Source organism: Sphingobacterium sp. WOUb80 (assembly GCF_050058145.1).
In the GTDB taxonomy this organism is placed as follows: domain Bacteria; phylum Bacteroidota; class Bacteroidia; order Sphingobacteriales; family Sphingobacteriaceae; genus Sphingobacterium.
In genome coordinates, this window is the sequence record NZ_CP165617.1 from 4794713 (window position 1) to 4818713 (window position 24001).

Annotated in this window: 15 protein-coding genes; 1 reads left to right on the top strand and 14 read right to left on the bottom strand. The window is 40.9% G+C overall.

The genetic code is table 11. The annotated features are described in order from the left end of the window. The 6 genes from AB1Z56_RS19895 to AB1Z56_RS19920 form a co-directional block, all read right to left on the bottom strand. Entirely contained in the window at positions 1-3303 is a 3303-nt protein-coding gene (locus tag AB1Z56_RS19895; protein ID WP_426789948.1) for a TonB-dependent receptor, read from the bottom strand. Between the two features lie 180 nt (positions 3304-3483). Then, complete coding sequence (locus AB1Z56_RS19900) at positions 3484-4656, bottom strand: FecR family protein (protein WP_426789949.1); 1173 nt, start codon at positions 4654-4656, stop codon at positions 3484-3486. Positions 4657-4867: 211 nt separating this feature from the next. Next, entirely contained in the window at positions 4868-5446 is a 579-nt protein-coding gene (locus AB1Z56_RS19905; RefSeq protein ID WP_309365265.1) for an RNA polymerase sigma factor, read from the bottom strand. Between the two features lie 142 nt (positions 5447-5588). Next, positions 5589-8372 (bottom strand): sugar-binding domain-containing protein, encoded by a 2784-nt coding sequence (locus AB1Z56_RS19910; protein ID WP_426789950.1) that lies wholly within the window; start codon positions 8370-8372, stop codon positions 5589-5591. A 7-nt stretch (positions 8373-8379) separates the two neighbouring features. Next, positions 8380-11748, bottom strand: coding sequence for a DUF5107 domain-containing protein (locus AB1Z56_RS19915; RefSeq protein WP_426789951.1), 3369 nt, complete (start codon positions 11746-11748; stop codon positions 8380-8382). 69 nt (positions 11749-11817) lie between these two features. Next, positions 11818-13194, bottom strand: a complete 1377-nt coding sequence (locus AB1Z56_RS19920; protein ID WP_309365259.1) for a sugar porter family MFS transporter — start codon at positions 13192-13194, stop codon at positions 11818-11820. Between the two features lie 129 nt (positions 13195-13323). Here AB1Z56_RS19920 and AB1Z56_RS19925 point away from each other — a divergent pair, with 129 nt between their 5' ends. After that, positions 13324-14217: an AraC family transcriptional regulator gene (locus tag AB1Z56_RS19925; RefSeq protein WP_309365257.1), complete on the top strand. Its 894-nt coding sequence runs from the start codon at positions 13324-13326 to the stop codon at positions 14215-14217. A 164-nt stretch (positions 14218-14381) separates the two neighbouring features. Here the strand turns inward: AB1Z56_RS19925 and AB1Z56_RS19930 are convergent, their stop codons facing one another. The 8 genes from AB1Z56_RS19930 to AB1Z56_RS19965 all read right to left on the bottom strand — a co-directional run bounded on the left by AB1Z56_RS19930 (position 14382) and on the right by AB1Z56_RS19965 (position 23968). Then, entirely contained in the window at positions 14382-15161 is a 780-nt protein-coding gene (locus AB1Z56_RS19930; RefSeq protein ID WP_309365255.1) for an enoyl-CoA hydratase/isomerase family protein, read from the bottom strand. Between the two features lie 5 nt (positions 15162-15166). Further along, on the bottom strand, positions 15167-17707 hold the full coding sequence (locus AB1Z56_RS19935) for a DUF5686 family protein (RefSeq protein ID WP_309365253.1): 2541 nt from the start codon (positions 17705-17707) through the stop codon (positions 15167-15169). Between the two features lie 126 nt (positions 17708-17833). Further along, the gene (locus tag AB1Z56_RS19940) at positions 17834-19210 is read right to left on the bottom strand and encodes an NADH-quinone oxidoreductase subunit N (protein ID WP_309365251.1); all 1377 of its coding nucleotides are present in this window, start codon (positions 19208-19210) and stop codon (positions 17834-17836) included. 17 nt (positions 19211-19227) lie between these two features. Then, complete coding sequence (locus tag AB1Z56_RS19945; protein WP_309365249.1) at positions 19228-20670, bottom strand: complex I subunit 4 family protein; 1443 nt, start codon at positions 20668-20670, stop codon at positions 19228-19230. A 14-nt stretch (positions 20671-20684) separates the two neighbouring features. Then, complete coding sequence (gene nuoL / locus AB1Z56_RS19950) at positions 20685-22601, bottom strand: NADH-quinone oxidoreductase subunit L (RefSeq protein WP_426789952.1); 1917 nt, start codon at positions 22599-22601, stop codon at positions 20685-20687. 19 nt (positions 22602-22620) lie between these two features. After that, positions 22621-22950, bottom strand: coding sequence for an NADH-quinone oxidoreductase subunit NuoK (gene nuoK, locus AB1Z56_RS19955; protein WP_077437306.1), 330 nt, complete (start codon positions 22948-22950; stop codon positions 22621-22623). Continuing rightward, positions 22950-23447 (bottom strand): NADH-quinone oxidoreductase subunit J family protein, encoded by a 498-nt coding sequence (locus tag AB1Z56_RS19960; RefSeq protein ID WP_309365243.1) that lies wholly within the window; start codon positions 23445-23447, stop codon positions 22950-22952. Before AB1Z56_RS19960 ends, nuoK begins: the two co-directional genes overlap by 1 nt. An 11-nt stretch (positions 23448-23458) precedes the next feature. Beyond that, complete coding sequence (locus AB1Z56_RS19965; protein ID WP_046673082.1) at positions 23459-23968, bottom strand: NuoI/complex I 23 kDa subunit family protein; 510 nt, start codon at positions 23966-23968, stop codon at positions 23459-23461. Positions 23969-24001 lie beyond the last annotated feature (33 nt).

The window sequence follows — 24001 nt, forward strand, 5'->3', positions numbered from 1 at the left end:
TTAGAATATCACACTTAGACCAATATTAAATACGCGCATTTGCGGGTAACCACTCCCTGAGACTGTTTCCAATTCTGGATCCCATAATTTGAATTTACTAAACGTAAAAACATTGACTCCTTGGGCATAAAAACGCATTGTTGACATTTTCCATTTTTCTATCCAACGTTTCGGTAGCGTATAACCAAACTCCAGGTTTTTTAAGCGGATAAAGCTCATATCCCGTTGCCACCAAGTAGATGCCTGGGAATTATTAGCAATATTGAGAGACATACGCGGATAAATAGCATCCGGGTTTGGATTATCAGCACTCCAACGATGATCTGCGACATCGGAATAAATTTGTCCTGCATTCCAGATATTGCCTGTCTGCCCATACAAAGGACCTCCGGCAATAATTCGCGTAATCTCGCCCACTCCATGAAAAAATGCGGCAATATCAAATCCTCTCCAGGATACACTCGTTCCAAATCCATAAGTCAGCTGTGGCATATCGGTATTTCCTATAGCCACCTTATCTTGTTCCGTTATTTGGCCATCGCCATTAATATCTCGGTACTTTAAATCACCCGGATGGGGTCCATCTCCATATTTCTGTACAGGACTATGTGCTATTTCCTCTTCTGATTGGAATAAGCCAAGCGCTATTAAGCCACGCTGCTGCCCCCAACGTTGTCCGATATCCGATTGGTAGGCCCACACGGGAATAGGTTTGTCATCAAATAACTTTTTATTACGATTATAGGTGATATTCCCACGAATCTGAAGTCCGAAATCTCCCTGATGGTGATTAAATTCTAATGATCCTTCTATACCTCTATTCTCCATTTGACCAATATTGACTAAAGGTTTCACATTTACCCCAACAATAGAGGGCACGCTCTCCTGCGGTATATAAATCCCATCGCGCTTCTCAGCAAAATAATCAGTCTGAATAGTCAATTTATTAAATAGCGTCAATTCTAAACCAATATTTCGTTTCAATGCGCTCTCCCAGGCTACCAATGGATTTCCGGGATAACCAGTGGCAATTCCAATCAATGGTTTTTGCCCCCCTATACCAAATGAATATCCTCCACGGTCTTCCATCTCCGAGTTATAAGCAAACCGACGTTTTCCATCAATTTTATCGCTACCAATCTTACCGATGGATCCGCGGATCTTCAAGAAGCTAATCACGGGTAATAAGGACTCAAAGAATGGCTCGTTACTTAGCACATAACCCATCGCCAAGGACGGAAAGAATCCAAAACGCTTCTTAGGGGCAAAGTTTTCTGAACCGTTATAACCAAAGTTGCCTTCGATAAAATAGCGGTCCTGATACGAATAAGTCAGACGGGAAGCAATTCCGGTATTTCGATAAGGCAACGCAGCGATATAATTGTTCTCCGGAAAATTATTCGTGCGCTCACGCATAGAGAATAAAAATAGCCCTCCGAAACGATGCTTCTCCGCAAACAATCTGTCGTACATTAGTGAACTTTCAAAGTTGATTGCCCGCTCGCCAGAATGCCAATCCTTTAATGTGAAATAATCGCTTCCAGCGCCATTATCTTTCAAAATCAAATTTCCATCACTATCCCGGGCATTCGTCTTATCCACATAATAGGTGATAGGATTCTTACGTCTGTCCAAAGAAGTCGAATTTTTAGCATCCCAAGAGAATTTGACATTTGCTCTTAATCCAGGTGTGATCAACTCTGAGAAATCCTGCGTTACGCCAACCAGCGATTGCGCATTATTCCAAAAATCCTTTGAGTATCCTGTTGTATTCAGAAAATAATAGGGACTCATGGTATAGGCACCATTAGAAAATTGCGTTGGAATTGCCACTGGTGTCGTATGCAAGATAGTCTCGTACATCGTTCCTAAATCTAGTCCCAGACGGTTCTTTGTTTCGAATTGATTGGAGAGATTTAGGTTTACCTCAGTTGAAGGAGAAAGCTTGATATCTACATTAGATCGGAAGTTGATCCTGTCAAAGTTCACCGAAGGGTCATAGTTTGATGTTTTACGAGGCTGAAAGATGCCATTCTCTTTCATGTAAGAACCTGACACATAATATTTGATAAAATCTCCACCTCCGGTCACATTCACATTCAAACGTTCATTCGACGTTCTTTTCTTGAATATTTCTTGCATCCAATCCACATTAGGATACACGTCCGGGTCCACTCTATTCACATATCTATTTATTTCTTCCTGCGTTAATGGTACTTTACCAGAGGCTTCAAAGTTGATGTCATTATAATAATCTAACCATTGCGTAGCATTGGCCAGTTTCGGCAGTCGTGTAGGCTCCAACATCCCCCGTTCGACACGAGCGTTAATTGTTGGTTTGGCACTTTTCTTTCCTCTTTTTGTGGTAATGATCACAATTCCATTCGCTCCCCTTACACCGTACACGGCTGTGGCTGTCGCATCTTTCAAAACTGAAAAAGATTCCACATCCTCAGGATCAACTAAATCCATCGGACGTTCGATACCATCGACTAAAATCAATGGGCTATTACTTCCAGCAAAACTACTGACCCCCCGTATCCAGAACGAAGTTGCGGAGCCCGGCTCTCCCGAACCTTGCACCGTGACAACCCCCGCCATCTGTCCCGCTAATGAGCTACTCAATTTTGCGACCGGGGTTTTCAATTGCTGCGGAGAAACACTGCTAATTGCGCCTACCACACTGATTTTACGTTGTTTTCCATAAGCAACAACAACGGCTTCCTCCAAATCGCTTACCGCAGGCTCCAAAGTAACATTCAGCTGATTTGAGGTGCTAATATTACGTTCAGACGACTGAAATCCTACCAGCGAAAACTGCAGCACTTTATGCTGATCTTCGATTTCCAAGACAAATTGCCCCTTCGCATCAGTCTTCGTTCCAATAGTTGTCCCCTTAACCGAAACCGTGACACTTTCCAATGGCGCTCCCTTAACATCCGACACAACCCCTGTTATTTTGCGTCGCTGCAAAATCACCGCAGTGCCAGGAGCAACTGGTAGAGAAGCCGCTTTGGCCATAATCAATACCGTGTTCAGATTTAATTCGTAGGTCAGATTTCTTTCCGATAGAAACTCTTGCAGCACCTCTTTAAAGTTTTTGTGATTTGCTTTAATGGTCACTCTTTTCTGTTTATTAATCAAACTGTTATTGTACAAAAACTCGTACCCCGTTTGTTTTTGAATCTCATCTAGGACGTCCACCAAACGTCCATTTTTTATATCCAATGTCACTTGTTGACCAAAGCTAGATGCATGAACATGCACCATGGAGATGATGAGGATTAGTATGCATACTTTCATCCTGATAAATGCTTTTACAAAGAATTTTTGTGTAAAAAAGCAACTTTTGCTATTCCTTTTATACATTTGTATAGGTTTGGTGTTAAATGGTTTATAACTCAATTAGGTTTATTTAATTGCTAAACTACGATCGGGAGTGTTGCGAGCACTTCCGATTACTTTTAGCTCAAAGTCTCATTATTACATAACAAGGACCCTCCCATCCTGAATTTTAAATTTATAATTGGATATTTTTTCCAGCTGCCGAAATAAATCCGAGAGCTTTTTGGTCCTCTTTATCATCCCTGTAAATTTATCGCTGGACGATGAATTCACCTTAACTTCTTTTATATCATACCATTCGCCCACTTTTTGCAAGACAGTCTCTATATTATCTTCTGTAAAGCGAAAGAAGCCATCCCGCCATGCGAGAACCTCTTTTAGGTCGGCTTCCTGTACGGCAATTTGTTTTGTATGCAGATTCGTTTGTGCCTGCATTCCAGGGCTTAAAATCTGCTGATTATGCCCCGCACTTACAGCAACTTTACCTTTGATTAAAGTCGTCAGGATTTTAGTTTTACTGAGATCGGAGGCGATATTGAATTGTGTTCCCAACACTTTGACCTGGGTTTGTTTAGTCTGAACGATAAAAGGTTTTCTACGGTCATGAGTGACATCAAAATAGGCTTCACCATCCAAGAATACCGTTCGGGTATGTTCATCAAAATGTGTAGGATAAGTCAAACTAGCGCCCGAGTTTAGTTGAACTTGTGTTCCATCAACCAACTTCATGGTCAATGCACTACCTTTTGGACTAAGGAAAGTTCTCATCTCAGACTTGCCTTTGTTATTATCTCTAATTTGATATACTATTGTACCGTCTATTGCTTTAACGATGCTCAGATCGTTTTTATCTAAGGTTTCAGGATGATCTTCTGAAATTGAATATTGATCACCATTGGAAAGTTTAAGTATAGGCGCACCGTTTTCCGGCAAGGCGATTTCCCTTGGTGAGACGGCTTGTTGAGACGTTGTTTCCTTCGCACTTTGTTGGACCAGAAACAAAATTGAAAAACAAAAGACAACAATTGCGGCCGCAATCCCACCCCATCTGATATAGCGCAGCTTTGATTTTCTCTCATCTCCGATCTCTTCATGATGTCCACCTATTCGACTTGAGATCTGATTTAAAACCTGATCCCTGTTAAACAACTCTGAGCGTTCAGGAACTCTTTCGCCCATACGCTCAAAAAGATCGGAGAATTCAGCTTCTTCCAACTGATCTAATTGATCGAGCATCTCTTTCAATTCTGAACGAGATATCGTATTTCTAAAATAATGGGTTAGCAAATAGCGTAATCTTTCTTCTTGCATGGTCAAATTGGTTCGTACTTTCTAAGTATTTATTTTAGACAGTACACCGCAAAAACAGAAAAGGACTACACTGAAAAATATTTTTTTAAAAATTTTTAGATCGCTCCGAAATCACCTATGGCCATAAGAATTTCTAAATAGATCTTAAGCCTTGCCAGAAAAAATGTAAACAGGCGCTTAATATAGATACATCAATAAATGAGATCCTTTTTCAGAAAAAATAAAAAAATAGGGATAATAGTGGATTTCGGCCAGAACGGACTTGTTTTAAATGTTTCGATGCTCTGGCAAGATGGTTTTTTACGGTGTTCTTAGAAAGATTTAGTTCCTCTGCGATTTGATTGTGAGGTATTCCTTCAATTCGGCTTAATGTAAAAACGAGTTTTTGTTGTTCAGGAAGTTGAGCAAGGTAATTTTCTATTTCATCGGCAAGTTCCTTTCGTTCTATTAAACCGTCGGCCCTATCCGAATGATGTTCAATATGGTCATATAGAAGCTCAAAGGCCGAATGAGAACGTTTGATGCTTCTTAGTTTATTGAAACACTCTCTTTTAGTCAATACATAGAGGAACGGCCAGAGATCCACATCCTGTTTTATGCGTTCTCTATTGGTCCACAATTTCACGAAAACTTCCTGCACGACATCCTCGCTCCAGCCTGTATCTTTCAACAAATGGAAAGATACATCGAAAATACGGTCTGCATATCGTTCGTAAAGTTTTGGTAAAACAGCCTGCTTTCCTATAGAGAGCGCTTGGATCAAATTGGCTTCATCATTTTCTTTTCTCATAACTAAAGCTCCCAATCTTCAGTTTATTGGTCTTTGTGCTTTTCAGGTAACAATTAGATTACAAGGCCAAGTTAACAATTATTTCTACATATTTATTTTAAAAAATTCAAGCATATTAAATTTTCCCAAAGCGATCTTATAACTAATAGATCGCTTTGGGTTCGGCTTTTTCTTGCGCTTCTTTATAACGCAAAACCTGCGATAGAATTGCTGGATTTTCGATCACTTTAGGCCTAAACTTTGTACTGTTCATATATGTTAAGATAGAGCCCAACAGCTGTCTTGCAACGGGTCTGTTGGCTAGATCCGCCTCCAGATCAAACGAAGCGATCATCAGCTTGCCCGCTCCGACTGTCCCTTCAAAAAGAGATGCTAATCTTCTATTATTGGCAAAGTTATCAATGAGCTCTATAACTGCATTTCCGCCTTTGATCTGATCCGTAATTAGCGTAGTTGATTTAATTTGAAGATCCCACCATTGCCAATCAGTATGATTATCTGTCGGGAAGTCGGCAAATACAGGATGCTTAGGGTCACAAAGCAAGCCCATTGTACCGGCCTGTTTTGGAAAATGTACGGGGCTCCAAAAAACAGGAACGAACTTCCCTTCAATACCGTCTATTTTCTTCCAATCGGGATTTAAAAGCACCTTTTTCCCTTCTTTCAGCAAGTGCATCGCTTCTGCCAATTCGCGCGTATAACTCACTTCCCCAAAATCAACAGCGACCTGTTGAGGGTACACCCAAATATTCCAATGGTTTTCATAGGATGTACCTTCCAGTTTAAGTTGAATCGTCAATTTCTTCGCCTGTCCAATTGCTTGTAATGGTATTTCTAAATGCCCCACGTTGCCTTGATGTCCCTTTCCAATGGTTGACTGAAAATGTCCTTGTGCGACTATTTCCCCCCCATCCTTCAGGAACCAGTTAATCCCCTGATTCGTCAAAACCTCCTGTCCATAATTACTCACATCTATAGAAGCTTCGAACGTTTCATCGTTGGTATATACAGCTTTCGCAAACTGAAGCAAAGGCACTACGGGAGCACTAAATTGTCGAAATTCGGCCGCAGAAAGTATATTTTTACTGTCCCAAAAAGCATCTAATAAGCCTACCAGCGCCGTTCCCTGACCCGGGAAATCATGAAGATCAAGAAGCTGATAACCGCTGATACCAGGTGTCTTCAATGCTCTTTCTATCTCCTCCTTATACAGAATAGCAGCCAATTTTCCCGAGGACATCGTATATGCTTTGGCCTTATGTAATAATCCCTTTTGTTTCAGATCTTCTGCTACAGAAATGAAGTTTAGCGGTTTTAAAACACCTTTATATTTTTTGATTTCGGCGAGATTGGGATAGACAGCATATTGTCCTATTTCGTGCGTCACGACCGGAATCGAAATTCCTTCCAAAGAAGTGCTGTAATTTTTATTGAATGTGGGTGCTTCGCTATTAAATACACCTTGTCCCCGTACCCAGCCTTTAGCTGTCCACTGGGTAATCAGATAATCATCATAGGGTTCTTCTTTCACACCATGCCCTTGCTGGAATGTAAAAGAAGTTGCCGTATAAAGATGCCGTCTGTCTTTCTCCTTTATGTGTTTTACCAAAGCATTCAGTGCATTGAAATCACCACTCAGCTCATTACCCATACTCCAAAAACAAAAGGACGGATGATTTCCATAAGTCTGCATTATTCGATCAGCCTCTTCATAGAGAAAATTCATCACTCCTTCATCTTTACCAATATTATTCTCCCAAATTGGCAACTCAATTTGAAGATAGAATCCCAATTCGTCGGCAACAGCAAAGGCCGCCTCAGGAGGACACCATGAATGAAACCTCAGATGATTTAGCCCCCATTCGCGCGCTGTCAGAAAGACTTTTCTCCAACCGGCTTTATCCATCGGCGGATGTCCCGTTAATGGGAAAATACTGCATTCCAATGTTCCTCTTAAAAATAAAGGCTCACCATTGACTTTTAGGATAGTCCCATCTGTAGAAAGCTCACGCATACCTATTGAGGTCCGCAACGTTGATACGGCATCTGTGGCTTTCAACTCCAGATCGATGTCGTACAAATGCGGTGAAAATTCGCTCCAAAGTTTCAGTTTGTCACCAAGAAAGTAGCTTAAGTTGATCGCTGAATCCCCCGGCGAGAGCTGAATGGTTTTTTCAACCGGTGGCAGGGAACCCATTTTGTCTTTTACCTCTATTTTCAGTTTACCGACAACGCCCTTTGCTAGTTTATTACGGAGATTGATCTGCAGATTGATTTCCTTTTTCGCTAGATTAGGGCTAGCAGACACCGACTTCAGACGCACCGCATCATAGGCCTGAATAGCAATCTTTCCAAGAATACCATTCCAAATAATTTGGGTATGATCGGTATAGGCATGCGCCATATCATCAACGCTGATTGGGAGCTTCTTTCTGTTATCTACGCGGATTGTCAACCGATGTTTCTTTCCATTGTTCAGAAGTGAACTTAAGTCAAACTCATGCGGACTGACAAGGCTCCGTTGTTTTTGTACCACTGCTACCCCGTCGATCCAAACCATAGACTCCCAAAGGACACGTTCGAGGGTTAAGATCATCTCCTTACCAGCCCAACCTGCCGGAATTGAAAGTTCCCGTGTATACCATGCTGCCCCCACATAGCGATGTGCTCGCGTTAAATGCGAAAGCTGAGGTTTGGCAAGAGCAGGTGTCAACGTATTTACGGTTCCTAAACCCGCATCATCTGTTGTTCCTGGTAATTTGATCGATGTTTCGAACGATTTACCAGCCCAGCCCTGCTGGATACCGACATCTTCGGGATCAAGCCGTAATTTCCATACACCTGCAAGGTCAAGACGATTTACCCCATCTGCCCAGACCGTGTAACTTTGAAATAGAATGACGAATACAATGATATAGCGATACATACTGAAATTAATTCTTTAAAGAAGTTTCACCTAAGAAAGAATGCATGATAACTTGGCTCCCTTGGTGATTGGGATCCAACTGTTGGACTTGTGCGAAATAATCCATTGCCAAAGCACGATCCCCATTCCCCAAATACCCCAATCCCATGACATAAAGACAATGTATTTTATTCTTATCATCCAGATTTTCCTCCCAAATATCCATATCAGGTAAGGAAACTGCAAAATAATCTATTTTAAAAGGCTTATCAATCAATAACTTTCCATGATCTATTAAACATTGAAAACGTTGCTCAGCTCGCCTTGGATCACCAAGCTCACGCCAGGCTAAACCCTGATAAAATATCTTATCTGGTTGTGGATCATTATAGAAAAGGGCTTGCTGGGGTTCATCAGCACCTTCTGTTGCTTTATAGAAATAAACTTTAGCTTCTTCTTCCCGACCCAATAAACGATAAACAAGCCCCTTATAATAGTGAATGTCGTTTTCTTCCATTGTAATCAGCTTACCTTCACCAAGGTTATGTGGATAATAATCAATTGCCTCTAGCAAGGAAAGCGCCTGCAGCAGCTCATTTTGCAGTATCGATTCTTTAGCCAATTCGAGCTGACATATTGTGTATTGACGAGAGACCTTGCCTTCTCCCCCTTCCCAAGGCTTAAACTGACGGGAAGCAAGTAACGTTTTCGCGCGCTCATATTCGCCCAAGAGATTAAATAGGGTGATCCGCTCCAAGAATAGATCATCTCTAAGCGTCACCAAATCCGGATATCGATCAAGTAACGCCAACCTCTCTTTGTAAGAGCGGCCCTCCTTCTTATAGAGCTGATGAAGCTCCATGAGTAAACGTGCATCAGTTTCATCCAATGAAAATGCCCGCTCCAATAAGGTAACGGCTTCTTTCTTCTTGCCTATCCGATTATAATAAGCTAAGGCCAAATTGCGAAAAACGGTAGGAAACTGTCTATCCAATTGGATCGCATGCTCCCAACATTCTACCGCATCCTGATGCTGTCTCTTTCCATACCAAAGATTGCCCAGATAATAAGAGGCCTTTGCGTCAGCACTATTTAAAACGATGGCATGTCGGAGAATTGCGATCTCTTCCAAACGATTTGGAAAACAGTAGGTAGGATCCATAATGACAGCTTGATCACAATAAGTTTTTGCCTTGTCATGCAAACCCAAATGAGTCGCAAAATAACCTAGTGTATAATATACCATCGGGTAAACTAAGGTTGCGTCTTCAATGGTTTTTTCCAGGAGTAAAGATGCTTCTTCATACAGACCAGCATGCGCAAAATCCAATGCGTACTCTATCACGCTATGAATATTTACACGCGCTAAATCGAGAATAGGAGAGAATATCGATTCTTCTTGTGTTAACAGGTACCATTCGAATCGACAGCCCATATTAAACGGATCCAATTCCATTGATTCTTGAATACATGCTAAAGCGGCATCTTTTGCCTCAAGTTTTCTTAAAATAGAGGCCTTCAGCTGTCTTCCTTTATGGTGACACCAATTTCGGCTCAATGAGTGATCTATTTTTTCCAAAGCAGCTTTCCAGTCGCCTCTCTTCGCATCAATTTGTGCCAAACCAAAATAGCCAGAATCCTTCCAGGCGGCATTCCATGTGGCTTTGTAGAAAGATGCATAAGCTCCATTCAAATCCCCAGATAGTTGCAGAGCTACACCTAGATTGTAATAAGGTTCTCCATCATAGGGATTGGGATTACGCTCAGTAGCGCGTGCGATAGCGGTCTCAAAATAAGGAATAGACTCCTCTATCTTACCATTTCGCAACAATAAAGCACCCATTGCATTATTACATCTGAGATCGTTCGGTTCACGTCGCAGCGCTTCCTTATAATAATCCAATGGATTATAAGTTGCATGTCGGTACTGCTCCAAATGCTGTCCCGTCAAAAACAATTCTTCGATAGAACGAATATCTTCGGGCAGCAACGCTGCCTGTGCTGGTTTGGGTATATCTTTAGCATCCTTTGCCTGCTCTTGCTGATAGACCAATATTTCATGGTTATTTTTATCATACACAGTCAATATGAGTTCGGTTGGTACACTGTCCAATCCAGCAACACTTGTGGTATAAATATTTCGAGGAGAACAGTCCACTTGTTCGTCCAAATAGATTTTACCTACCGTATTGCGTAACAAAATGCGTATGCTTTCATACGTCCCCGTTGTATATAAGACAATATGAGCGGCCTGCTCCCTAATCTCCATATTGAGCACCACATCTTTTGTTGCATTTTTCACCTGTCCGACTTCTGCGTAGGGCATAAAATACTGAGACCAGGATTTCACTTCATAGGGTTGTAACCAAGCAAAATCAGGCTGATTATCTGTATATACACCAGCCATCAATTCAATGTATGGCCCATTTTCATCTGTCAAGTTTCTATCCCAAGCGACACCAAAATCACCATTTCCCCAAGTCCACTGTTTTTTCCCCGGAGAAATGTGATGATCGGCCACATGTAACATCCCCGCATTGGTAGCACCGGCCTCATAGCCGCCAACGAAATTGTATTTCGATTGAATGGCCATATAGGATGTCGGAACAGGAATATTCTTGTATTGTGCTATATCAACACCAGCTGAGTAATCGTACTTATAGTAGGTCCCAGTAGCAATGGGGAAAGAAGAAACCTCTCGCTTTCCATGATCAAATACGGCATTGACATCGGGCGGGAAGACGGAATAATAGTCGTCATTCACAACAACAGCCGGATTGGCCCACCACAGAAAGGTTTGTGGCAATGCTGTCCGATTATACACTTGAACCTTAATTTCTAGATATGCTTTGTCGGGATGCAAAGTAAATCCCTGCATGGCCTTCATTCGAAACATACGCTCGATTTCGTTGCACCAAACCGTAATGCTTCCATCGCTGTTGTGTTCGATTAAATGCGCTGTGGGCATAAAAGTAGTCGGCCGATGATGCTGAGGCCAATTAAATTCAATTCCACCAGAAATCCAAGGACCAGTGAGCCCAACCAAAGCGGGCTTAATAACTTCATTATAGTAAACGAAATGTCGTTCTCTAACTTTATCATAAGCCATATGAACCCGCCCACCTAAGGCTGGAAGAATCATCACCTTGATATATTCATTTTCGAGAAATAGCGCCTGATAGATCTTGTTTTGCTTCTGATCGCTAATTCTCTCTATGATTGGATAGGGATATACTACCCCTGAGCTACCTTGGTATACGCGTTTTTCGGCAAATATGGGATTCTTCTCCATCGTCCCAATCTCGTATGTTGGAATAGCAATCTGCTCCTCCCATGCTTTTACGATCCCTTTCTGGTCAACTGTTGATTTTATGAGGTAACGAGTCAATTCTGTCATTTTCTTAATACGCTAATAGGTTTATATAGGTCGGGTTGATTATTCCAGTGTTGATTATTCAAGTGCCAATTATCTTTCCAGTTCTTGTTCAATTTCTTCTAAGCTTTTTCCTTTGGTCTCTTTCAATCGGCTCCACAGAAACAGATAACCGATAAAACAGACTCCACCATACAACCAGAATGTACCAGCTGCGCCCAGATTTTGATTCAATAAAGGAAAAGTATACGTGAGCACAAAACATGCAATCCATAATAACGATGTCGCAATCGCCATGGCCTGTGCCCTTACAGCGGTAGGGAATATTTCGGCGATAATTACCCAAGTTACAGGAGCCAAGGTCATCGCATACACCGCAATTCCGGCTAGCACAAGGAGAAGCACAAAAATGCCACTGCAATTGAAATAATAACACGCTCCTAAGGCAATATAGATCACAAAAAGACCTGCCGATCCGAAGAGCATCAATGCACGACGACCAATTCGATCAACCAGATACATACCAATGAATGTAAAAATTACATTGATCACTCCAGTGATAATAATATTGAAAAGCATCCCCGAAACTGTATATCCAGCAGCCGTAAAGATTTCTTGGGCATAATTAAAAATAACATTAATCCCACACCACTGCTGAAAAACCGCAATAAAACTCCCTAGCAACAACAACCGCAGCAGCTTGCCCTGAAATAAATTTCTCTTTCGGGTTTTACCCTGACTTAGTTCAGCCGCCTCGGCAATAGAACGTATATTTTCTGCTGCGTACTCATCTCCACCCATGCGTAAAAACACGCGCTTTGCCTGTTCGTGCTTCCCTTTCGTATACAACCAACGGGGACTTTCGGGAATCAGGAAAAGTAGCAGCAAAAAAATGACCGCGGGGATCGCTCCTGCCCAGAACATCCATCTCCACCCCTCTTGCCCATTCCAGGTTTCTAGAATAGATTCTCCGGCTAAAACTGGCTTTGCAATGAGCCAATTGACCACTTGTGCTGCAAGTATGCCCAGTACAATAGTCAATTGATTGACCGATACAAATTTTCCCCGACTTTCTGCGGGGGCGATTTCCGCTATATACATCGGAGCCAGATTGGAGGCTACACCTATACCTATTCCACCCAAAATCCGATAGATAATAAAGGTGTCAAGTTCGGACGCCATACCAGTTCCCAATGCAGAAATTATAAATAAAATTGCAGCGGTATAAATCAGTGGCTTTCTGCCATAGCGATCTGCCAATCCCCCCGAGAGTAGTACACCAACAAAGCTTCCCACAATCGCCGAAGACATGGCCCATCCCTGCAATGCAGGATCAGACTCCAAATGAAAATAAGCCTCGTAAAATGGCTTCGCACCTCCAATAACTACCCAATCATACCCAAATAGAAATCCACCAATAGCAGCCACAAAAGTGATCAATAGCAGATAGGTCGTCGTAGTCTTTTGCATAAGAGTTTACATATTTAGATTTACTTAGGTAAAATTAATGGAATACTTGGGGAGAATCATGTAAGTGAACACGATAAACATGTAAAATATTACTATTTTTATAAGGATAACCAAAAACAAGCTCGATTTATGAAACAAAACCCAGATGTCATCGCTGAAGGATTCAAAGGAGAAAAGGCGATTGTCCTTCCCTATGCCGTATGCAATTACCAGGCAGGCAATAACATCACATCAAAGTTATACATCACACATATCGGCTATTATCCCAATGCAAAAAAACACTACCGTGACCGTCAAGAAGGATGTAAGGAATATATTCTGATTTATTGCGAAGAAGGAAGTGGTTGGATAAAACAGGATGAAACAATGCACAACCTGAAAAGAAACGATGTATATATCATCCCGAGAGATAGTGCACATTGTTATGGCGCAAAATCTAATGATCCCTGGAGCATCTATTGGATTCATTTCGCCGGAACAGATGCAGCACTTTTCAAACATATCATGGGCGAAGTGATTCATATAGATGACACAGATTCAAACAAACATGCCAATCGCATCCAGCTCTTCGAAAGCATCTACAAAAACCTGGAAATGGGGTACAGTCCAGAAAATTTGGCGTATACAAGTTTTTGCTTTCAATATTTTTTAGCTTCCATTCAATATCAGGCGCAGTTTAGAGAAAGTAACCGAATTCAAGTAGACAATATCATACAGGACATCATCATATTTATGAAAGACAATCTAGAAAACAATATTAATTTGGATGATATTTCAGCACATTTCAACTATTCCAAATCACATCTTATTAACTTGTTCAAGCAGAAAACCTCTTACCCACCCATGGTGTATTACAATCAACTCCGTATGCAAAGAGCATGCTCTTACCTGCAATTCACACTACTTAAGATTAAAGAAATCGCATTCAAACTCCACTTCTATGACCCCTTTCATTTTTCAAAAGCGTTTACAAGAGAAATGAAAATGTCGCCACAAGAATATCGCAGAAAATATCAAAAATAATATCGGTTAAACCTTTCAGATCCAGATTTATGAGCGATCTTAACCAATTGCCTCTAAACTATTTGCGCTCAATCCGAACATCTTTTCTTGGCCTTATCTCATCTCTTCATCGACACTCAAACCTACCAATACACGACGTATAGCGTTAACGAAGTACTGCGGCATTATTCAAAATTGGGTGTCCTTTTCGCTAAAAATGCTGAAACACCTTCTTTGAAATCTTCTGTTCCGAAAAGATGTCCGAAGGCATCCATTTCCACCTTATTCCCGTTTTGTTCTTTATCTTCAGCGGCGTTAATGGCAGCAATAGCATTTGCCACCGCAACACGCGAGCGTGTAAATATCTTTTGGAGTATTTCCTCCGCTCGGGCAATTAATTTATCCTGCGCGATCACCTCATTGACCAGTCCTAGTTCATAAGCTCGCTGCGCATCAATCATATCACCCGTTAAAATCATTTGCATAGCTTGTCCTTTTCCGATCAATTTGGGCAAACGCTGCGTACCACCGTAACCTGGAATAAGGCCCAAAGAAACCTCCGGAAGTCCCATTTTGGCATTTTCAGAAGCGATACGAATATGACAAGCCAAAGCCATCTCGAGTCCTCCGCCTAACGCATATCCATTTATAGCAGCAATAACTGGCTTCGGAGAAGCTTCGATAAGATCCGTAAAAATAATATGTCCTCTTTCACTAAGCCATCGCGCCTGAATCACAGACAAATCCATAAATTCCTTGATATCTGCGCCTGCGGCAAATGCTTTATGTCCAGCGCCAGTCAGGATAATACCCCTTACATGATCATCGGAATTAAAATGTTTGAAGATATCTTGCAATTCATCAAGCGTTTCCTGATTTAAGGCATTCAGTTGCGGTTCGCGGTTAATGATGACATAGCCAATATGATCTTTAATGGCATACTTTAAATTTGAATATTGAACCATAATTGCTAAAAATTAAAATGTAAGGATGCCGTAAAAGTATCAGAAGGTACACCTTCACCGCCTTTATAGCTTAATCTCTTTTTATACTCTAATCTAATCAATTTAAAGATATTATCCACCCCCACAAGTCCTTCTACATAAGGTTTGTTACGCACGGCTTTTGTTTGAATAATACCATCTTTGTCCGCCTCAAACTGAATATTTTCGGGCGTAACAAAAGGATTGTTGGCATCGCTTAACTTTCCATAAAAAGCCTTGAATCCCGTCACTTCACGCCACTTTAACCGTCTGAACAACGGAATTCTATTGAAAAAGAAACCATTCCAATTGTGGTAATAAGTCAATTTCAAAAACTGATCTGAAACAAATTCCGAGGTAGCCATCAAGTCAAAATTCACCAACGGCCCTTGTTTATCTTTAGTGACCTCCGGAAGTTCCAGTAAGGTATAAGGCAGGTGTTTCCCCCAAATTCTTCCTCCTGAAAACTCAAAATCGGCCTGTCCCGCCGGAGATAAGAATAATCGTTTGAAGATGCTAAAGCGTAACGCATCATAACTATAATCTGCGCCCCAAAAACCTTTCAGCCCTTTATTATATTGCAGAGTAAAAATGGGATATTTATTTTCTACTGTTCCTCTGTCGAGATTATGATACGTAAATTCTTCATTCGGAGCCCAACGCAAAATCAGCTGTAGATCATTTGTATTGACTTGGCGGATTGTATCAGGTAAAGGTAGGCTATTGATATAAAACAAATCACCGCGTGGTTGTCTGCGGGTATGTGTAAATGCCGTTCCTACGCTAACATGGTTCCCAAATTCGATCAGATGATCGATGCGATAGATATCATTAAACTGCCATTTATTAGGCCTGTTTTTTCCAAAAGAACGGAAGAAACCATCTCCTTTTAAAAACCCCAAACCTCGCCCTGGTTCCATCACATCATGCTGTACGGTAAAGCGTAAATAATTTGCCGGAAACTGAACAATACGTTCTCCATTTAACGTAAATGCCGTACTCAGGTAATACTTTAGCTCTTTGTCCTTATCGCCATAGGCTGTGTATCCTTCAATGTAGGCCTTTTCCGAGAATAAGCGTGTCGTTCGACCACTCATCCTGAAGCGATTCCCCTCATAATTATTACGGCTATAAAGATATTCCAGTGGACCAAACTCAACTTTCCCAGCATTATAATACCCCTTTGCCAATAAATAACCCAATGCTACCAACTGATTAAAGGAACGCATATTCTGCACCGAATCAACTTTTTGATATGCCCCTAATTCAGCATGACTTAACGGGCTAGGTCTAACCCCTACTATGGGTACCTGCGGCGCGGACTGGAGGAGATACCTTTTTTCAACAGGTACACCAGCAAAATTCTCATTCGAAATAGAATCCGTGCGATGTCCCAGGTATTGGGTTTCCCTGCGCCCATACAATACATCCTCCTTGCTCCCACCAAATAACATTTTCAGATCTGCATGAACCGGTAGCATGCTACCGTTTTTAAATTCGCTATAGCTGAGATCTATCTGCACGTCATTTATCCAATTGATATTTGCCGTACGTCCGATATTCAATGTCGCGCGATGAACAGCATACCTTGTATCATCTGAAATCAAGAGATCACCATAGAAGAGCAGATCAATGGCCGATTTACCTTCAAAATGGAGCTCAATATAATCCTTGCCTTCAATCTTGATCGTATCTTGAATTTTGTACCTATAGAACGCTGTAGCACCCGCAGCAATTGGACTCAAGACTCCTTTATTTGTGATCTGAATGGTATTATCATAGAGATCAACATCACGGAGTATCGTCTGAAACCGAGTTTGCCAATTGTCATTGTTAAAAAAACGTGGATTCAATTCGGTCTGATTGTGGCTGACGACAATCTTCTTACTGCGATCTGGATTATGGGATGAATAGACATTGGAATAGTTTTCCTCCAAATAGAAGGGTGCAATCGTCTGCCCCCGGAAAGCGGTAGAATCTATATTTTCAAAGAGAAAGCGAAATGGCTTCGGGAACTTCTTCGCTTTATCTTCAGGATTGACAAAACCAAATTGCGTCTTCTCGTATTCATCAAAACGAATTTCAGGTATGCGGGTATAATGATTTTGTGGTCGATGTGCAATAACCTGTTCAATCAGTGCAATAGCTGGATCTTTAGGCTTTTTGTTTTTTCTATTGACCACGACCTCCTCTAATGTATTATTCGAAGCAATTAAATGCACGGTCAGCATGGAATCCTGTAAACGACGAACATCCACCGTCCGCCGCTCATACCCCACTGCTCCAAATACAAGCTGTCTGTATTTCTTGATATCTTGAATCTTAAAATACCCAAGGGTATCGCTACTACCACCACTATCTTCCCCCAGCCAGTTGATTGAAACCCGTGAAATACCTTTTCCTGTTTGTGCATCGACAACCTTTCCACGAATAAAGTCCTGTGCAATTACTTCTCCGCAGATAACGAAGAAAAGTAACACACATAAAACACGAATCGAAAAAGATTTAACACACACTTTAAACACCATCTTCCAATTGATAGGATTTCTTTTTTACAATATACAATTTGTATTCAAGAGTTATACCAATAAAAATAAAAAAAGCACAGCGAAATCGCCATGCTCTAATAAACAACAAGTATTTTAACAGAAACTTTATATTAATTTTAAAAGGCAGTCTGGATATACCCCAATTAAGATTGTAAGCATTACGGCAAGGAATAATACAAATGAATAATTCCACTGTACATTAACACAAGATTCGTCACTGTCTCTAAAGTACATCGCAACGACAACTTTCAAGTAGTAATACACGGCAATGCCTGCATTGATTACTGCCAATACGAGCAAAACAATATGATAATTTTCCATAACAGAAGAAAACATCATAAACTTACCAATAAATCCAGCCGTCAAAGGTATCCCCGCAAGAGAAAGCATGGCTATCGTGATGGCAAATGCGAGCAAAGGATTTCGTTTGCCCAAGCCATTAAAAGCTTCAAAATGCTCGGAGCCAGTTGTTTTCTTGACAAGGATCAATCCCGTAAAGGCAACAATGGTTGCTAGCGAATAGGCAAGGCCATAAGCAAAGATACTATTAGCCGAAGTGGCCCCTACTGCTACAATCGCAAATAACATATACCCGGCATGCGAAACACTTGAATAAGCAAGCATACGTTTGAACGAAGACTGCATTAATGCAGAAATATTTCCGACAAATAAGGTGAGAATAGCAATCACTAAGAATACCGGCGTCCAAAAATCTTGTAAAGGCAATAGACTATAACTGAATAAACGCAATAATCCAGCGAAAGAAGCAACTTTAACGACCGTGCTCATATAACTTGTAATCAATATCGGAGCCCCATCATAAACATCTGGCGTCCAGAAATGAAAAGGAACAGCCCCCACCTTGAAGGTCAGTCCCACAATGAGAAGCAATATACCCCCATAAAACAAAGGCGAAATCGCCTGTGGGTTATTCACAACATAGTCTTTGATTTCACTTAAATCAAATGATCCTGTGGCACCGTACAACAGGGCAATACCAAACAGAAGAAAGCCCGTAGAGAAAGCCCCCATCAAAAAGTACTTTAATGCAGCTTCATTTGATACCTTGTCTCTTTTACGTATACCGACCAAAATATAAAGCGCCACAGACATAATTTCAATACCTAAAAAAAGCATTGAAAAATTATGATAACTATTCACAAGAACAGCACCAGTAAGCGAGAAAATTAACAGCGAATAATATTCCGCAATTTGTCCCTCTTCATCAAAATATCCTTTTGAGATAACAAAGATGCACAAGGTAACCGCGATACATAGGATCGAAAAAGCGATAGCATAGTGGTCAAAATGAACCATCCCACTATAAAGGGGGCCACTGGTAGAGGTCCAGTCATTCCATAAGAAACCAATAGCCACCAAGAATCCAAGAATAGAAACAGGCAATAGCATAGATTTCATCTTGAATAAGCCGAGATAAAGGACGACTAATGCTAATATTGAAAGTGTAATTATTGCACCCATACAAAAAAATATATCTATTATCTGCCTAAAAATGTACTTAAAACTTCCACCGAACCTGCAGAAAGATTCAATAGGAAATTAGGAAATATACCAATATAAAGGATCAAGACCGAAACTAAGGTCAATACCACCAATTCCGTACCGCTTACATCCTCAAATTGTACCGTTCTCTCAGTAGTCTCTCCCAACATCGTTCCCTGATAAAGCCTAAGGATATAAACTGCCCCCAAAATCAAAGTTAAACCAGCGAAGACAGCAAACCAAAACCCGTATTGAAACACACCTTTCAATAACAAAAACTCGCCAATAAATCCATTGGTCAAGGGTAGCCCCACTGCGCCCATACAAATAATCATAAAGAATATGGCCAACCGTGGTGCCTTGCTGGCTATCCCGCCCAGCTCCGACAGACTACGTGTCTGTGTACGCTGCTGCACAATGTCCAACACATAGAATAACCCGATCACCGAAATACCGTGATTCAGCATTTGGATAGTTGCTCCGCTTAGACCATTTGTATTCCATGTAAAGACACCAGCACTGATTAAGCCGACGTGCGCGATAGATGAATAGGCGATCAATCGTTTCACATCGTCTTGTTTAATTGCAATGATAGAGGCATAAACGATCCCGATCACACATAAGATCATCGCGAAATGCCCATACAGCGCGACACCGGCTGGCGCTATTGGCAATAACCACCGCATCAAACCATAAACTCCCATTTTCAGCATAATACCAGCCAACAGCATGGTACCTGCCGCAGGCGCATTGGTATACGTGTTCGGTTGCCAAGTATGAAAAGGAAAAATTGGTATTTTGATGGCGAAAGCCACAAAGAAAGCCCAAAACAACCAACGCTGTGTATTTTCCCCTAAATCCAATGCGATAAAAGATGTCCATTCAAAATCACGGTTGGGCACTTGCTGGTAGAGATAGAGAATCCCGATCAACATCAAAAGACTGCCCAAAAAAGTATAGATAAAGAATTTTAAATTTACACGAATACGATCTCCTTCTCCCCATAGTGCACAAATAAAATAGATTGGAATTAAGGCAACCTCCCATCCGACATAAAAGGTAAATGCATCCAAGGCCGTAAATACAAGCAATAAACCCGATTGCATAAAAGCCATTAGGGAATAAAAGTTTCCCTTATATCCTTTCTTAAAGGTCGTTGCAATAATTAAAGGCATCAACCCATTGGTCAATAAAACAAGAGGCAGGCTAATTCCATCAACACCGATATGAAAATGAATATGCAACGAAGAAATCCATAGCCAATTTTGTTCAAATTGCATTCCACCATTTGCGTCAAAAGTACAAAGAAACGGAATAGTCAACGCCAAAGAAACTACCGATAAAATTAAGGCTATTGACTTTGCAGCATTAGTCTTTAAGAAAGCTAGAATCAACGCGCTGATTAACGGCAATAAAATAAGTAAAAACAAGTTATCCATCGATTATACCAAAATTAAAGACTCAACAATCCATAGATGAAAATGGCAATCACCCCAATTACCATCATCAATAAATAAAAACCAACATTACCATTCTGGAGCAAACGCAATACCTTTCCGGTGTCGAATGTTGCCTTACCGGCACCATTAACAACACCGTCAATACCACGTTGATCCACGACATTCCCGAAGAAAGACGAGAGCCAATTGATTGGACGTACAATGATGCTATCGTAGAGCTCATCCACGTAAAACTTATGGTAAGAAAGATTGCCCAAGAAACCTCTGGCATCCTCATTTGCTTTGTATTGACGTTTGACATACATATTGAAAGCCAAAGCTACCATAATCAATACACCAACCACAGAAACGGCCATTAATAGATACTCCGTGTTGTGCTCCAAATGATGTGTCTCAGGCATTAGAGCTTTTCCTTCTGAAAAAACAGGGGATAGGAAATTCTCAAGCCAATGGTTGCCACCCAAAACGGCCGGCAAATTGATGACACCGCCAAGGACAGAAAGTATAGCTAATACAATCAACGGCATTGTCATACTTTTTGGAGATTCATGCAAGTGATGCTTTTGTTCATCTGTCCCCCGAAATGTACCGGAAAATGTCATAAATAGCATTCTAAACATATAGAATGCGGTCATTAAAGCACCAATAAAACCTAAACCCCATAAAACTGGACTCGCTATAAATGCACCGGCCAATATTTCATCTTTGGAGAAAAAGCCAGAAAAAGGTGGAATCCCAGCAATCGCGATGGTTCCCATCAACATCGTCAGATAGGTAACCGGCATCGCCTTTTTTAAACCTCCCATGTTACGCATATCCTGTTCTTCACTCATACCATGTATAACAGATCCCGCCCCTAGGAATAGTAACGCTTTAAAAAAGGCATGCGTCAATACATGGAAAAACGCTCCTGTAAATGCTCCGACACCAAGGCCAAGAAACATATAGCCTAATTGTGAAACTGTAGAATAAGCCAATACTTTCTTAATATCATTTTGTGTCAACGCAATCGCAGCAGCCAATAGGGCTGTACAAATAGCGATGACAGAAATGAGCTGCAAGGTAAACGGTGAAAGGATAAACAAGACATTGGAACGTGCAATCATATAAATACCGGCCGTAACCATCGTCGCCGCATGGATCAGAGCCGACACTGGTGTCGGGCCAGCCATGGCATCTGGCAACCAGGTAAACAAAGGTATCTGCGCCGATTTACCTGTTGCAGCAATAAATAACAAAATGGTAATGCTAACGACTGTGATATCACCAACAGCAAAATTCTTGGCCGATGAAAATACAGTCGAAAATTCTAAGGACCCAAAAGTTCCAAGTATTAAAAATACCGCAAGTAGAAAACCTAAATCACCTATTCTATTCATCACAAATGCTTTTTTTGCTGCATTTGCATACGAACTATTCTTATACCAAAATCCGATCAATAAATAAGAACATAGTCCTACACCTTCCCAACCTATGAACATGACCAGGTAATTGGATCCCAATACCAATAGCAACATAAAAAAGATGAAGAGATTTAGATAAGAGAAAAACTTACCAAAGCCTTTATCATGATGCATGTAACCGACCGAATAAACATGAATCAGGAAACCAATTCCTGTAACAATCAAAAGCATGATTGCGCTCAAAGGATCTACCAAAAAGGAAAGTCCTATCTTCAAATTCCCTACTGTAATCCAATCAAATACGTGTTGTTCAATAATGCCTGCCTGTCCAGCCTGTCTCGCTTGATACACTTCAGAGAAAAGAATGCAGCTGCACACAAAAGAAATAAGAACTACAGCACTGCCTATGGTGCCTACCATACCTTTGGACAACGTATTCCTACCCAATCCATTCACTATAAACCCAATTAAGGGCAAAAGGGGAATCAACCAAACTAATTCACTCATCGTATTTATTTCTTAAGTTCTACCAACGAAGTTTATTTAAGGAATCGATATCCACAGACTTCGTATTCCGATATACCATAATAATAATCGCAAGCCCTACAGCAACCTCCGCTGCCGCCAATGCCATAATAAAGAAGACAAACACCTGTCCTGACGAATCGCCATGCTGCACGGAAAATGCAGCCAAAAGAAGATTGACTGCGTTAAGCATCAACTCAATGGACATCATGATAATGATGACGTTACGGCGAATAAGAACACCAATAACACCAATAGCAAAAATAATCGTACAAAAAATCAAATAGTGATTTATTGGCACCCCCTGCAACTGTTGAACAACTGTTTCCATTAGATTTGTTTAGGTTCTTTCTTAGCTAATAATATCGCTCCGATCATGGCCGTCAACAACAAGAGTGATGATAGTTCAAAAGGAAGCAAAAATTCGTTAAACAACACTTTACCTAGGTTCTTAACCAGTCCGATTTCCGGATTAACAACGGTAAGTGGATTCGAAATATCAAAGACACGGTATACGCCGAAAAAAGTCACCAGTAAGCAACAGCCCGCAATAACGCCCATAAACTTGACCAAATTGGATTTCATAGGTTCGGTATCTTTATTCAGGTTGAGCAACATCAACACGAATAAAAATAAGACCATGATTGCTCCCATATAGACGATGAAATTTACCACAGCCAAAAACTGCGCATTTAAGAGTATATAATGCACCGTAAACGTAAAAAATGTGATGACTAAATACAATACACTATGCACAGGATTTTTTGTAAAAATGGTCATCAGCGCAAAGAAAATAGACAAGAAGGCTACAAAATAAAATACTGTCATAATTTCCTGGTTTAGCTCTTTAATTTGGTAATATCAAAAGTTGGTTCGACCAATTTATCTTTTCCATAGATAAAGTCCTTACGGAGATAGTCTGCTGTCACATGCGGACCATCCAAATAGATGGCTTCTTTAGGACAGGCCTCTTCACAAAGGCCACAGAAAATACAACGCAACATATTGATTTCATACACAGACGCATATTTTTCCTCACGATAAAGATGTTCTTCGCCTTTTTTCCGTTCAGCAGCAGTCATCGTGATCGCCTCCGCTGGACAGGACAAAGCACATAGCCCACAAGCTGTACAACGCTCGCGTCCCTCTTCATCACGCTTAAGTGAATGCTGCCCCCTGAAATTTTTCGAATATGGTCTTATTTCTTCAGGATATTTAATAGTCGGGATTTTCTTAAAAAAATGCCTTAATGTAATGCGTAAGCCTTTGATAATAGCAGGGAAATAAATTCTTTCCGAGAATGTCATCGGCTTTTGTTCAATTACTTTTTTACGATTGGTCAGTTGCATAAAAACTCGTTCATCTGTAAATAATTATTTCAT